This is a genomic window from Microbulbifer mixtoriginis (SeqCode) (genome assembly GCF_052467235.1).
The window spans coordinates 2,549,193-2,563,572 of record NZ_CP174305.1 but is presented as its reverse complement, the minus strand read 5'-3'; the positions used below and the strand labels follow the sequence as shown (position 1 = coordinate 2,563,572).

11 protein-coding genes are annotated in these 14,380 nt (G+C 49.9%); all 11 read right to left on the bottom strand.

What is annotated here, in order from left to right; all coding sequences use genetic code 11:
- Nucleotides 1–38: 38 nt before the first annotated feature.
- Nucleotides 39–1,526: a type VI secretion system contractile sheath large subunit gene (gene tssC, locus ACJJIO_RS11315; RefSeq protein ID WP_252084228.1), complete on the bottom strand. Its 1,488-nt coding sequence runs from the start codon at nt 1,524–1,526 to the stop codon at nt 39–41.
- Nucleotides 1,523–2,044, bottom strand: a complete 522-nt coding sequence (tssB, locus tag ACJJIO_RS11310; RefSeq protein ID WP_252084227.1) for a type VI secretion system contractile sheath small subunit — start codon at nt 2,042–2,044, stop codon at nt 1,523–1,525. Before tssB ends, tssC begins: the two co-directional genes overlap by 4 nt.
- Nucleotides 2,045–2,088: 44 nt before the next feature.
- Nucleotides 2,089–3,384: a type VI secretion system protein TssA gene (gene tssA, locus ACJJIO_RS11305; RefSeq protein WP_444908532.1), complete on the bottom strand. Its 1,296-nt coding sequence runs from the start codon at nt 3,382–3,384 to the stop codon at nt 2,089–2,091.
- 186 nt (nt 3,385–3,570) lie between these two features.
- Complete coding sequence (locus ACJJIO_RS11300) at nt 3,571–4,353, bottom strand: hypothetical protein (RefSeq protein ID WP_444883477.1); 783 nt, start codon at nt 4,351–4,353, stop codon at nt 3,571–3,573.
- Nucleotides 4,354–4,565: 212 nt separating this feature from the next.
- Nucleotides 4,566–5,294: a SapC family protein gene (locus tag ACJJIO_RS11295; protein ID WP_444908531.1), complete on the bottom strand. Its 729-nt coding sequence runs from the start codon at nt 5,292–5,294 to the stop codon at nt 4,566–4,568.
- 24 nt (nt 5,295–5,318) lie between these two features.
- Nucleotides 5,319–5,990, bottom strand: coding sequence for a type VI secretion system-associated protein TagF (tagF, locus tag ACJJIO_RS11290; protein WP_444908530.1), 672 nt, complete (start codon nt 5,988–5,990; stop codon nt 5,319–5,321).
- Nucleotides 5,991–6,005: 15 nt separating this feature from the next.
- On the bottom strand, nt 6,006–9,545 hold the full coding sequence (tssM, locus tag ACJJIO_RS11285; RefSeq protein WP_444908529.1) for a type VI secretion system membrane subunit TssM: 3,540 nt from the start codon (nt 9,543–9,545) through the stop codon (nt 6,006–6,008).
- Between the two features lie 53 nt (nt 9,546–9,598).
- Nucleotides 9,599–10,465: a type IVB secretion system protein IcmH/DotU gene (gene icmH / locus ACJJIO_RS11280; protein WP_444891546.1), complete on the bottom strand. Its 867-nt coding sequence runs from the start codon at nt 10,463–10,465 to the stop codon at nt 9,599–9,601.
- 1 nt (nt 10,466) lies between these two features.
- Nucleotides 10,467–11,804 carry a type VI secretion system baseplate subunit TssK gene (gene tssK, locus ACJJIO_RS11275; protein WP_444908528.1) on the bottom strand — a complete coding sequence of 446 codons (1,338 nt, stop codon included), beginning with the start codon at nt 11,802–11,804 and terminating at the stop codon, nt 10,467–10,469.
- Nucleotides 11,805–11,870: 66 nt separating this feature from the next.
- A complete protein-coding gene (gene tssJ / locus ACJJIO_RS11270) occupies nt 11,871–12,488 on the bottom strand; it encodes a type VI secretion system lipoprotein TssJ (protein ID WP_444887806.1) in 618 nt (205 codons plus the stop codon).
- 23 nt (nt 12,489–12,511) lie between these two features.
- On the bottom strand, nt 12,512–14,290 hold the full coding sequence (gene tagH, locus ACJJIO_RS11265; protein ID WP_444908527.1) for a type VI secretion system-associated FHA domain protein TagH: 1,779 nt from the start codon (nt 14,288–14,290) through the stop codon (nt 12,512–12,514).
- Nucleotides 14,291–14,380 lie beyond the last annotated feature (90 nt).

Sequence of the window (14,380 nt, the reverse complement as noted above, 5' to 3'; positions counted from 1 at the left end):
AAATTGCCCGCCCCTTATTCCGAGGCGGGCACAGGTTTTTATCCTGCAGATGGGATATTGGCAACCATACGCATGGAGGTGGTCAACTCCTCCATTTGTAACCAGGGCTTCAAGTAGGCAACAGCACTGTAGCACCCAGGTTGACCTGGAATTTCCTTCACTTCAACTCGAGCTTCTGAAAGCGGATACTTTGCCTTCATCTCTGGGCTTGCGTCCGGATTTGAGTTGGTGTATTGAGTAATCCACTTATTCAACCAACGTTCACAATCACTAGCCTCCATAAAGGAGCCTACTTTGTCACGCGCCATTACTTTCAGGTAATGGGCAATTCTAGAAGTAGCCATCAGATAGGGAAGACGTGCAGAAATCGCTGCATTCGCGGTAGCATCCGGGTCGTCATAGGCTTTTGGTTTTTGCGCACTTTGAGCACCAAAAAATACAGAGTAATCGGTATTCTTGTAGTGACATAACGGCAAGAATCCTTGAGCGCTCAATTCGGCTTCACGGCGATCAGTAATACCGATCTCTGTTGGACATTTCTGGTCCATATCGCCGTCATCACTCTTGAATATATGTGAGGGCAGACCTTCCACTTTACCACCACCCTCGGCACCACGAATGGCTGTACACCAGGAATTCTCAGCAAAGGCCTTGGTCATGGTGGTGCCCATTACATAAGAGGCATTCATCCAGCAGTACTGGTCGTGGTCCGCAGGGCGTGAAACTCCAGATTCATCAACTTCAAACTCTTCAAAGTCAAAAGCTTCGATTGGCTTGGTATTTGCGCCATAGGGAGTTCTGGCCAGAGTCCGTGGCATAACCAGAGTAACGAAACGAGAATCTTCACTATCTCGGAAACTACGCCACTTAATATATTCAGCTGACTCAAAGATTCCACCGAGGTCACGGGGTTTCGACAGTTCGGTAAAGTTATCAAATCCAAACATACCGGAACCGGCTGCAGCAATAAACGGACAGAAACCCGCTGCCGCAACATTGGACATTTTACTCAGAAGCTCGATATCTTCAGGGTGACTGGTGAATTCGAAATCACCTATCATGCATCCGTATGGCTCACCACCTGCAATACCAAATTCTTCTTCATAAATCTTTTTGAAGGTCTGGCTCTGATCAAATTCAACGGCTTTATCCAGGTCTCGGAACAATTCGCGTTTGCTCAAATTGAGCATGCGAATCTTCATGGTTGCACCTGTTTCAGAATTCATCACCAGGTGATTCAGTCCGCGCCAGGAACCTTCAAGCTTCTGGAATTTTTCATCGTGCAGAATAGCGGCCATTTGCTTAGACATAGCCTGGTCAATTGCACTGACTGCTTTTTTGATTGTCTGGGTAAGGTTACGGTCCCAGGTTACGGTTCCTTTTAAAACCTGCTCTGTCAGGTTTGCGATCAGATCCTGGGCTTCCTGCGGTTCTGTTTGTTTGGTCGCGGCAATAGCCTGCTCCAGTAGGTTGACCGATTGTTCCTCAGCTTCACCTTCCGCAACATTTTCTACTTCTGTGCTCATTCTGAGTCCTCTCCTTTATCCTTGTTCAACCCCAACTGCTCGGAAATAGCACCGACATTTTCCGTACTTTTCAGGATGTCTTCTAAAACTTTTTCTAGTTCCTCAGAGCGGTCTGCCTTACTGAGAAGGTCACGTAATTTACTGCGTGCTTCCAAGAGTTGTTTCAGCGGCTCAACCTGATCGACGATTTTCTCTGGAGAAAAGTCATCCATATGATTGAAATCGAGATCAATACCAATTTTGCTGCCATCACCAGATAAGGTATTTTCCACCTGAAGATTCAGTTTTGGATTAACCTTGGTCATTACATCGTTAAAATTATCGCGATCAATTTGAACAAACTTACGATCTTTCAATGCTTTGCGATTTTCGGTGTTATCCCCTGAGTAGTCGCCCATTACACCAGCAACAAAGGGAAGTTCCTTTTTAACTTCCGCACCATTGGTTTCAACATCATAAGTTATATGTACACGTGGTTTGCGCACACGCTTAAGTTTATTGTGGATACTCTCAGACATCTCAGGTCTCCTTCCTAGATTTAGGGACTGCTGTTCTTAATTAATTACCAACCCGAGCTGGCTTCTTCTTGTGCTTGCCCACCCCAGCTATCCTCAGCTGCAGATGCAGCTTCAGTGGCTGTTGATGCTGGCTCAGATGCAGCTGGAATTGGTGATGGGGTATTACTCGTTACCGGCGGAGCTACATAACGTTGGGTATCCGTTCCATCGAGACGAACACCTGTCAACTGGGAATATAGGGCTCGGGACTGCTCATCTGGTAGTAACTCAGTCATCAATTCAGAGACTGTCATGCGACCCCAGCCTATTAATCGCTCCAACCCTGGAGCCAAAGGAGTATGTGGCTCGTAGGTACGGAAATATTTCGCGGCCTGTTCTAGTAATTTAAGAGCATCCTCTCGGGAGCTAACCGGTCCGGTGGGTGCTGCAATAGCATTCGCAACTATTGTTGATGCCACATTGGGAACAGCTTCCTCAATGGGGGAGTCACTCTGTGTGTCTTCAGTTACTTCCGGTGCCTCATTCTGTGCTAGCGCATCAAGCTGACTCTTATAAATGAATCTCGCTGTACGCAATACTTCATCCAGTAGAGAGGAAATATTAGTTGATGGCGGTGCATCATGACCGCAACTAGAGCGCAAAGCATCATTGATATTTTTATAGCTGCTAATAGTAGCTTCTATAGTTTCTATCAGATTCTTAGCCCATTCATTAGTCGCGCTGTTCACACATTGATCTACATCTTCCAGGCTATATCCCAGAGTCTCAATGCGGGCCGCTTTAGCATCTTCATCTGCGATACGATCTGCATCCCGAGCTTGCTGATGCTGGAAAAAAGAGAAATCTCCGTAATCCCCCTCCGGGGTTACTGGTGCACTACGGATCGGCATCATTAGCGTACCGTCACCGCCATCACCATTAAGGCCCGTCAGTGGTGCAACCGTAGTTTCAATACCATCCTCATCAGGAACTGGGTATAGGCCATCCCAAAAATTGGTAACCAGCTGCTCAATTAATAGAAAGCCATCTCTGAGGCCACTAAAGCCATGGAGACGAATTAGGGCCTCTGTATACCAGCTGGCCACTTCCAGATCTTTACTTTTCTTTGTCAGAATCTTTTCTGCGGCCTTTGCCACATCACGCCAAGGGGCCAGCAGATCAGAATCTGTGTCATCAAACATGGCCGAGCGCTCTGCGGCCCTAGCACTATTTCGCGCATCTTTGATGGAGTAGTAATCAGAGGTCGGTGATCGATCCTCCCGAATATCCTCACCGACAGGGCTCTCTGAAGAAATAGGAGCCGTGAGTTCTTCGATATTTATTGTATTTGGGAATGCCATGAAAAAAGTCCCTTCTACCCAATCAATTCCTTCAAGAAGATTTCCGAGAAGAGTACACGTTGTAAAGATCTAATCAAGGCAAATGACACAATGTAATCGCAATACCTTAAAAAAAGTGCACAGCGCACAATATTAAACAAATAATTTTTATTATTTTTTTAGATTTTACAGCCGCTGACAAGACAATTACACAGCAATTACAGCTGAGGCCTTACTTTCTGCGGTAGTCTCACTTTCCGGAGAGCATTGAAAACTTGCCACTATCTGAATAAATTCTGTTTTTGCTTGTGCAAAGCTTTGCAAAGAGGTCCATAGAAAAAGGGTATAGAAACTCTCTTTGCCGCGAAAAAAAACAACCATATATTGAACCGAATCTTTGCCGACATTAGCACTCATCTCGTACAACAAACCCATTTGCCAATCGCGCTCTAGCACTTGTGGGCCACTTAGAAGGTTGCCATTAGATACTTTGCTCAAACACTGCTGCATCTGAGCCTCGGCATAGTCCGTGAGGCTTAGCTCTTCGGGAAGTTCAGTTCGCTTTTGCTCCAATACAATCAGGTACCGGTTTAATTCGGTATCACCAGCCTGAATTTCAGCGTTTGGATTCAAATTATTACAAACTACCCAATTACGCGGTGCGCACAGTTGCAGCTGCGAGCCTTCACAGTGGAGTTTTCCCATAACCACAGGTAAATGAGAAGCACCACGCTCAACGGATTCTTTAGTAGAGTGCAACAAGTCAGAGTCCAAAAATAATTTGGAGTGCCAACCGGCCACCCATAATTTCTGAACAAAACGACAGGCTTCTGCACGATCTGCAGTCTTTCTAAGCTGTGAGCGGCTGCTAGCCATAAGCGCTTTAATTTGTGTAAAACTAAATCCAAACTCGCTACCCAGGGCTGATATTGCCTTTCGCCGCTCAAAAAGTGCTCTAATCTCCCCAGTAAATACCACGATATATGACATACCTTAACCCTTGCTTCCTGCAGTTATAGATAGGTTGGCGGATATTTGGACAACCAAAGAGCCCTGTACACTGGTACCTTTTTCCTAAATAGGCTACTCAATTAATTTCACTTATGCCATGAGCTTTAATGCATCTGGAGTAAGTTGCTATTACTTCACCAAGCTCAAATGGTTTAAAAACAATAGGGTTTTTATTGTTTAGCCTTAACCCTCTAGTGAAGCAGCCTCGCTTGATACTTTTTGAATAGCCGACTTAAATTTGTTGACTGATGCAAAGACAGCATATGAGCGTATATTGGAGCTAAATAGCCACGCTCTTTTAAGCGTAAGAAGTCATTATCATCCAATGCATTCATACGCTCTGAAGTAACACAAAATACACCGGTTAATCGATGTTTGGTATTACCAGGTAAATCGACTACCACTACCTGCTCCTGAAAGAGTTCCATCTCAGTGAGGCAACGAATAAACTCTTTATTATTTGATTTCTGCTGATGAATTCCACTCAGTAAGTTTCTGGCCTGCAATAATGCATTTGTCGCTTGCCCCTCATCATCGAATAGCCTACTTCTATTTCCATCTAAGCTACCAAGTGAGAGAGAGGATGAATCCACACAAATTATTGGATTTGTTTCCAGTTGATCTTTGTAATGCAAGTAAAATGGATAAGCTCTCAATGTTGCCGGGATATAACCACCCAACCATTTATCCTGCTGAATAAAAAGATTCTGCCCCGGTTTTATACCTAATAAAGCACAACTTTCCAGGGCATTCTCTTCTTGAGACTTTAAAAATATGATCGGACATTCTCCAGCCAGAGCCGTGAACTCGGGTAGGTACACTTGACAGATATGTCGAGTTTCACTGTGTGAAATATCACCGGTTAACACACTATACCGCCGATGCTTATTACTATTTAAAGCCACTATTATTTGCTTCACACTAGATATCCTTTACCTATTTATTCACTGTCTTTGCTGACTGGCACCCAACATAGAGCAGTAAAATTCAGGGCCGGGTAAAGAGGGGCAAAGCACGCTGGTTGGGGCTAGATGCTGTGATCCTTCGCAAGACCACAGACTGTAACTGGCGAACTGCTTACGACATACCTGTCCGAGCAACCCCGCGTAGCGATTGTCGTTACCCGAGGCATCATTACTCGCGACAAAGAACTCACTCTGTGCTGCAGGAGTAGCTAGCTGCCCCAGTTCTACCGGCACCTCACTAAAGGCCTCGAACAGCTGATCTGCATGGAGCATATTTTGCAGTGCGCTGACAGCTAATTCCGTAAGTTCCCGGTACCACATATCTGCATCTGACATAAAGTTAATTATGTCCATAGAAGAGGGTAACGGTGCGGCGATAGTCAAAGGAAAATAACGCCCCACACTATCCACACTAGGCACTAGAACCCCTACCCAGGGGGTCTCATCAATGATTCCTTTACTGTGGGCAAAGCGCCAGACCGGACTGGTCAAATAATAGTCCAGCCAGTTTTCACCCATTATTTCTCGGGAGCCATGCACTGCACGCTGCAGCCACTCATCCCACACCCTGACGAAACTCGCTGGAAGCTGACGCTGGATAAAATCCCCATGCCCAGGAAGCTTGCCAAAAATACCTATGCTGCTTTGCAAGTCACTCACTCCCTACTACAGAGTCTCCGGGCACCGATAACCACGCAGTAAACTGCGATCGAAAGGATTATTTACATTCGAAGCCACTAGTTTGAATTGTGCTTTCCGCCCTTCTTCAGAGAAGGTCACCAAACGCTCCGCATTGCTTCGCCCTGTCTCAAGATCTGAGCTTGCAAGAAGTCGATACCAAGCCCAATCTCCTTCGAAATGTTTACGGTGTACGGTTTCATTGAGATCTTCAAAGATAATCCGCACCCGATTACTCTCTCCACCGCGCCATGTAAGTTTTTTACTGGTCTTGGGGCCATGCGAATAAGGAACACGCTGATCTCCCAGCTCAAGTTCAAACAGGCGCACACTGGAATCCAGCTTGGTTGGCTCTATACGGAAAGAATAAGCTGCGCTTTCTCCCGATTTAAAGAAGGTCTTACGAATCTTCTCCGCTCTACGCAGCTGGGACAGCGTTTCAATTGAAAGGCTCATACCCTGCCCTTCCACATACTTCACTTTCCAATTTCTTGTATCGACGAAAGGCTTTAAGTATTCAGTAACAAACTTTTGCTCAATCCCCCCAGGCTTGAAGTATTGATTAAATTCAATAACTGGTACTTCCTGGTCCCGGTCACTGCGCAGCGGATAGCGATTTGCCAGGCTGCTGGCGTAGCTTTGATAAACTTGCTCACGCCATACCCGGTTTAGATGCCCCTTGGCTTTCGACATAACCAGAGCCCAAGTGCTGTCAGCAATTTCGGTCAGCCATTTATCAAAAGGCGCCGGCGCATTGGCCGCTTTGACTCTTAGCTGCTTAATCGCATCGCCGCCCCCAGCAAAACGGGCTTTGGCACTGGCGAACGCCGCTTCATTGGAGTCTGGAGCACTGTCAATTTCAGTCAGATATTCCTGAATCTTATTGATAGTCTGGAGATACTCCTGAACCCGTGCGGGTCTGCCTTTCTCGCTTTGTGTAATGCGCTGTATTTCCTCAAAGCGCACATCGACAATATTAGGCTTGTAGCGGTCCTTCAACGCCCCTGCTGCGCTATCCAGTGCCGCACCACCGAGTCGGCGAGTTGTACTGGATACCGGTAATGGCACCCCCTTGGCATCCACCGACAGCTCCGGTCGCAATGTCAGGCGTGTGTTATCCGAAGTAATTTCCGTGATTGCCAGTAATGGGGAATAAATGGGGTCTGACAGGGTTGAGAGAACCTCAAGTGCCTGGGAAGTGCTGTTGAATCTGCGAATGCTGAAACCGCCAAGGAAGGATTGCCAGTGCTGAAGATACTCCCCCAGATAAATACGCTTTACATCCTCGCCGAGTTTCGCCCGGTCGGCTTCGGTAAAGTCCTCACCACTGAGTTCCCCACCGTAGATCCAGCGCTCATCCGCCATAGTGGTCATCAACTGGGAATCTGCACCAAAGTCCACGTCCTTATAACCCGCCTTGGTATATAGGAAGGGGATACTAAAGCGTGAATCGCCAGCTCTCACACCAAACACCTGCTGAGTATCACCGCCGATTTCCTGATACAAGTCGACAGAGGTCTGCCCAAGATCGCTATTTTGTAATTGCGCAAACAGCCTTTGCGGCACAGGGATGCGTCGCAGCTGTTGGCGGGCGCGAGCCACTACACGCTCATTTTGTTGAACACTTTCAGGTATTGGACGCGCCAACAATTGATCGAGGTGGTAGCGTAAATTATCTTGTTCCTGAGCTTCGCCGGGTAATTGGCGTTCCCAGCGGGCGCTGTAGTAGCCCTCAACGGTCGTGATGTCCAATTTGTCCGGGTTGAAGAACATCAGATAGGTTTTGAGGGTACTGACCAGTGCAGGGTCATCACTCCCCAAGCGGCTGAGGTTACTTTCAATATCTCGCAATAGCGCCGGTAAAAAGATCTCTTCAAGCTTTTGCCGATAGAGGTTATCCAGCGTCTGATCTATACGGGTGTCATACAAGCCCAGATTGGAGATCCAGGGGTGCTCCTCGCGGTCATACACCGAAGTCGCCTGCCGCAAGGGTTCAAGCATCTGCAAAACATTCGCCGGTGTAGGCCTCTTGTCCTTAAGCTTTTCCTCGGCTTGCTCATAGGCCGCCAGGTGGTCATTAACTTCACCCATGGACAATTTGTTGGATGCGAGACTGCCACTCCAGAGAAAGATCGAACCCACAAATGCCGCAGCTAAAGTGATATATACCCCTCTGCGCAACCACAGGTTAGCGCTCTCTACCTTGCGATTGACTCCCACCAATTCAGCTTCGGGGAATACCACATCCTTGAGCAGGCGATTCAGGAAGAAACTTTTTCCAACCCCCTGGAATTTGGGCCCAACACTGCGCTCCAGGCCAAAATCCGCTGTTACCGAAGCCATCATACGGTCTACCGGGCTGCCCTCCTGGGTACCACTGGTAAAATATATACCGCGAACCATAGGCACAGTTTCATAGCGGTTTGGCTCGAAGGTCTGCTTGATAAAGTCCGCTAAAATATCCGACAAACTTTCCATGCGGGCGGGAAATCCCTGCAGCAGTGCGCGCTTCTCAACATTGCGCTCCTGGTGCACACGCCACAACACTCTCTGATTTAAGCGCTCAATCAGCTGGTTAAACTCGGCCCTGAAGTTATCCAACGGCGCGCCGACAGTGGCATTGGCTTCACGGGGAAAGCTCATACCCCAGACCTGCTCGCGCTCGGCTTGTGAAAGGTTATCAAAGAATTCACTAAAGCCCGCTACCAAGTCACACTTGGTAAAGGTGAGGTAAATAGGGAAACGTATTCCCAGCTCCTGCTGGAGCTCATTCACTCGCGAACGAATCGTCTTGGCCTGATGTTGGCGCTGTTCATCGGTCTGTACCATCAGGTCCTGCAAACTAATGGCAACCAGGGCACCATTAATCGGCCTGCGACGACGATAGCGTTTCAATAATCCGAGGAATGCTCGCCAGGCACTGTTGTCGTAAACCCGGTGGCTGTCCTGAGTGGTATAACGGCCGGCGGTATCGATCAAAACTGCATCGTTGGTAAACCACCAATCGCAATTTCTCGTGCCGCCAACTCCCCCCAGGGCTTCTTTACCGTGGCTTTGCGCCAGGGGAAATTCCAATCCTGAATTTACCAGCGCAGTAGTTTTGCCGCAGCCGGGTGGACCAATAATGACGTACCAGGGCAGCTGGTACAGGGACACCTTGCCCTTCTCTGACTTAAAGCGGGCGTTGCGCAATACATCCATGGCCTCGCGGAAACGCCCCGATAGAGCCTCAAGCTCCTCGAGGGAATGCTCTTCATCCGGATCCTGGGTACTCTCCTGAGACTCTTCAATGCCCTTAATCAGAGCCTGGTTTTGGCGCCGTTCGACCAGCCACTGGCTCAGGTTCCACACCAACCAAATTGCGAAAATAAAAACGATGATGGTAATGCGAACTGTATGGGACAGTGTGGCGTTATCACTGCCAAACTTGATGTAGTCCGCCCCAAACCAAATCAGAACAGACAGGGCTGCGAGGCCGATAATGCCAAGCACCCATTTGTTGGTAAAAAAGTCGCGCAAGCGTTTCATGAATAGCTCCATCTCCCGGGCTCAATCGGCACCGGATCAATTCGGTCCGAGTGTCACCCTTCCCCTTGCGGGGGCTCACTGTCACTGCCTGTTAATTCCACTACTCGGTCAGCCACAGGGGTAGTCGTTTCGTAAAGCCACCAGCGATAGCCGCTGTAGGTGGCAACCAACAACCCCAGTGCGACGCTCATAATCACCCACAAAGGCATGTAGTGAATCAGGCCCGACTTGCGCTCGACACAGCCCTGCCAGTGGGGAGAGAGATCGCGGTCCATTGCTGATTTGTGCTGCTCTATGGTCCGATAAAGCTCATCGCGAATCTGCTCAATCTGCTCGTGGCCCCGCTGCACCAAGCGATACTTGCCTTGAAAACCGAGACTGAGGCAAAGATAAAAGAGCTCTAACAACTCCAGGTGGGAAGCAGGGGTTTCCAGCATACGCTGCAGAATGGAAAAACATTTCTCACCACCAAACGTCTCCTTGTGGAACAGGCTGAGCAACGAGTGCTGACTCCAACCACTCGCCGTACCCCAGGGCGTAGTCAACACCACTTCATCCACAACGGTACACAGCAGATAGCGGGCGGTAAGCACTGCCTCAGGGGCCAGGCCCAGCTGTTTGGATTCCCGCTCAAATGCCTGAATTTCCTTGGTCAGCCGCTTGTGCAGATCCGGCACATTGGAGTGATTCATGGTTGTGCGCAGCTTGATAATCACCCCCAGCAGCTTGGAGGCTGCGGAGACCAGAGGATTCAAACTATTGCGAATCTGCATATCCGCTGAACTGCCGGGATTGGCAAAGAACTGCGGCTGTGCAGATGAACCAGACTGCACCGGAGCTGCGGCACCTGGAGTGGGAATCATTACGGTCCTGTCACCTGCATTGGGCGACGGTGGAGGGCTGAAGCTGTCGTTGCTCATATCAGTTATTCCTTATGGCCCAGAGCTCCATGGTCAGCCCCGGAAATTCCGCGCCGAGATGCACCGCAAAGCCCCCAGATCTCTGCATGGCCTGCCACAGCTCACCGCTGCGCTCCATTTCGAAATAGGTAAAACCCGCGTGATAGGGAATTTGTCTCGGCGCCACTGGCAAGGGGCGCAATGACAATCCCGGCAGCTGAGCGGAAATCAACTCACGGATAGCTTCCACTGGCGCCACTTTGGCCTGCGTGGGGAAACGACTGCGCAACAGGTCGCCGGGCATATCAGCTTTAGCGGCCATCACGAAACTGGCCGTTTTCAGTAGCGAGGGATCGGAAACCGGGGCCACATAAATACCAAACTTTCTCTGCACCAACTCCATGGCAATAGCAGTCTGCTCCAGAACTGTTGAGAGCGACTGGCGCAGGGCTGAAAACAACCCAGCAAAGCTGAGTTGTAGGTTTTCGTGCGAGTAACTGGGGATTTCCGGCGGGCGCTTGGTCGATGAAGTAAATGTCGACAGCTCACCAGCCAATTGCAGTAACTCCACAAACAAACTGTGCGGGTGTAGGCGTGGCTGAGCAGTGATCTGTTTTAATAGAGGTTCAAAACGATTAATAACCTGCAGCAACAGATAATCGGCAATCTCTGCTGAGCCACTGCGGCCACTATCACTCAAGCGGTGTCCCAGCGCGGAGCCGCGGTGATCCAACAGGCCTTTAACCTCTTCGATATAGGCTTTGATTACCGCTGAAGTCTCTGCATTCAATAGCGGCGGAATATAGTCTGAATCCAACTCGACCGGTTTCTCCGGCTGGCGTTCGCGTATTCTAGCGATACCAATAGACGCGTACCCACTGAGATCATCGCTCTCAAGCTTGAGACACACTCGCAGTTTGCCCACCTGGATACGGGCAGACTCCCCGGAGGCTGCGGCACTATTGCGCGCATCGAAGTTTGCTGTCTGGTAGCGCGCCTGGGGAAAATCTTCCTGGTCACGGATGGATTCCTGGCTGCCGGGACGCTTCATCGGTACACATAGATAGACGATCTCATCACGGGTGTTAACCGGCACATCCAGGACATCCGGTAGGATTTCATTTTCCGGTGCAAGAATTGGCGTACCATCGGGAAATATCGCACGTACACGGGATAGCGATATCTTCCCCATAGAGAGCGGTTCACTATCGATCGCCAGCTCCACCACACCCCAGGTATAGGGCCCTAGCGAAGCTGTGCGAGCCTCAACTAACTGTTCGAGATAGCGGTCCTGCTGCTGGAAATGTTGAGGGCGTAAAAACATGCCCTCACTCCAGATCACCTTGTTGTTAACCGACATATGTCTTCCTTGTAAAACCCAATTCCACTTGAAGTGGGCTTAATTAAACCTGTGCTGAGCGACGCTCTATTTAGATTTTTCCGCTTCCTGAAGACGCTTCTTCATCAAGTCATAGTCTTCACTGGAAATTGTCACCGTGTCGCCCTTCTTCCCACTGGTATCGTTGCGAGATAGCGGTGAAACAATGCCTCGGCGTCGCTTGGCGATATTATCGGGTGTGCCGATACGCGTGTCGGCCAAGGCAATCTGATAACTATTCTTTTTGTGGTCGGTTATCGGCAGCACCATGAGTGCATCGGCTTTTTGATACTGCACAAATTCTGCCAATAAACCGATGTACTTCACTTCTGGAGTCAAAGGCAGCTCTTCCACACGCTGCTCACCAGGTGCGAACTCCTTCAGGATAACGGTATCTAGGAGATCCTTGCCGAGACGGGATTCCGCATTTTCATAAAGATTAAGGAAATCCTCTCGGGCAAACTGGCGGTCGTCTGCCAGCATAAACACGCGCACTACCACCGGCGATGCACGACCATCATCATCCGGATTGACGTCATTGCGGATGTTGACCGAGAGCTCGACACTGGTATCCAGATTCAGGGTGCGCCTAGTTGTTTGGCACGCTGCCAGACTAACTACCAGTATTCCGAGTAGGGTGAATTTCAGTAACTTTGTTATGGACACGACCAATTCCCTCTTCCGATCTATTAATTTTTCAGCTGTCTGGCATTCTTCAGCTCAGACAACTGGTTTTCATAAGTCACAGCAAACTCATCACCGAAAAGCTTGCGGTAACAAGCATCCGGATCGCCCACTAATTCCCGATACATCGCGCTGAAGCCCTCCCATTTCTTTGCATTCTTATTGCCGAATACACCAGAGGTATTCCCCAGGCGACGTTCAATATTGTCCGGGCTGAAATACTGCAGCATCGCACTGTAACCAGCGCGCATCCCCGCCAGCACCGCGACCTGGTGATCGGAGAGATCATCGAAACTATCCTGCACCGCCTCCTTGGGCTGTAAAAAAGCACCATTACCGGCGAACATCGCCTCCAACGCATCTCTCTCCGTGGCACTGAATTTCAGTGGGTTATTCGCCTCTGTCTGGATCATAGTGCGCTGTACACGCAGCTCATTCTTGATACTGCTGCGCGCACGTAGGAGGTCGATCAGGCGGGAAACCGTTTCGCGGACGATCTCCGCGGCCTGTTGATCGGCTATTTGTTGTTGCCCGGGATTCATATTCAGGCCCAGCGTTGCTGCCAGCACACTGGATACCGGAGGAACCGGGGCTGGCTGCACCGGCGCTACCGGTACTTCAGGCGCCGGGCTCTGCTGAACAGGAGTCGGTTGTTGCAATTGGGAAAAGCTCTGCCCCTGAGAGGCAAAACCCATAGGGCTTGCAGGAGGCGCCTGTGCAGTATCAAAGCCCGGTGCGCCCGCTACCTGTTGTCCCTGTATTGCCGCAAAAGAATCCGCAAAAGGATTATCCTGTGGAGCCTGCGGGGCTTGTGGCTGCATTTGTACCGGGGGTGGTGACACTGGCGCTGGGGCGAACTGGGGCTGCTGTTGGGCAACTGGCTGTGATGGGGGCGCAAGCGGAGGCTGAGGAGCTACCTGGGGTTGCGGAGCTGGCGCCTGGAAAGATTGCGGCTGAGGTGCTTGAGGCTGTGTGGAGGGAGGAGCCTCAAATGACTGGGCCGGAGTTTGTGGAGCAATTTGCACAGAGTGTTGATCTGCCGGCACATGGTCCTGGGCACTGCCATCTTTCCACCACTCATCATCGGACCATTGCCCTGGCGCCGCCTGCCCTTGGGGTTCGCTACCAAATGAACCGAGTCCCTGCACATCTGACGATCCGAAAGACTGAGGCTGCTCAAAAGCCGACATGGGGTCCAGTGGACCCGGATCTGCAGCCAGTAAATCATCCTGCGCGGGAGCACTCTGACTACTCTGTGGGACGTAACCCCATTCGCCAGACTGGGAAATATCGTTGCTGCCACCGGGTTCCAACCAGTTATCCAGCTGCTTTGCCTCCGCTTGGCTCTGCATCTTGGCCATAGCACTGGCATTGAAGGTGGTGCGATCGGAAGTATCGAGAAAATCGGCACTGCCCAATCCCTTTGGCAGGTCACTTTCGGCCTGAGGCTGTCGCAACGTCACCTTGAGGCGATATTCACCCACATTGATGATATCCCCCTCGCTCAGAGGGAGTTTATTGCCTTTACCCAGCGGGTTATCGCCATCGTTATGATAGGTACCGTTAGTGCTGGTATCTGTCAGGAAAAATTGCCCATCACTGAAAGAAATTTGCGCGTGCTGAGATGAGACAACACGTTCGGGATCGGGTAGCACCCAGTAATTATCAGCAGAGCGCCCCAGACTACCCCCATCTTTAGTGAACAGCTTGGTGTGCTTGAGCATATTGGCCCCTGCGGGGTCGGCCAATACTGAGAGAATTAGATCCATGTCTTCCTGACTCACACAGTTGTTGTACTTCGCTCATCCGCTGGGACACAAACTACCAAAGAGAGCGAAAATGATTCGGGCACAATGGCCTTCCACACAAGAAAT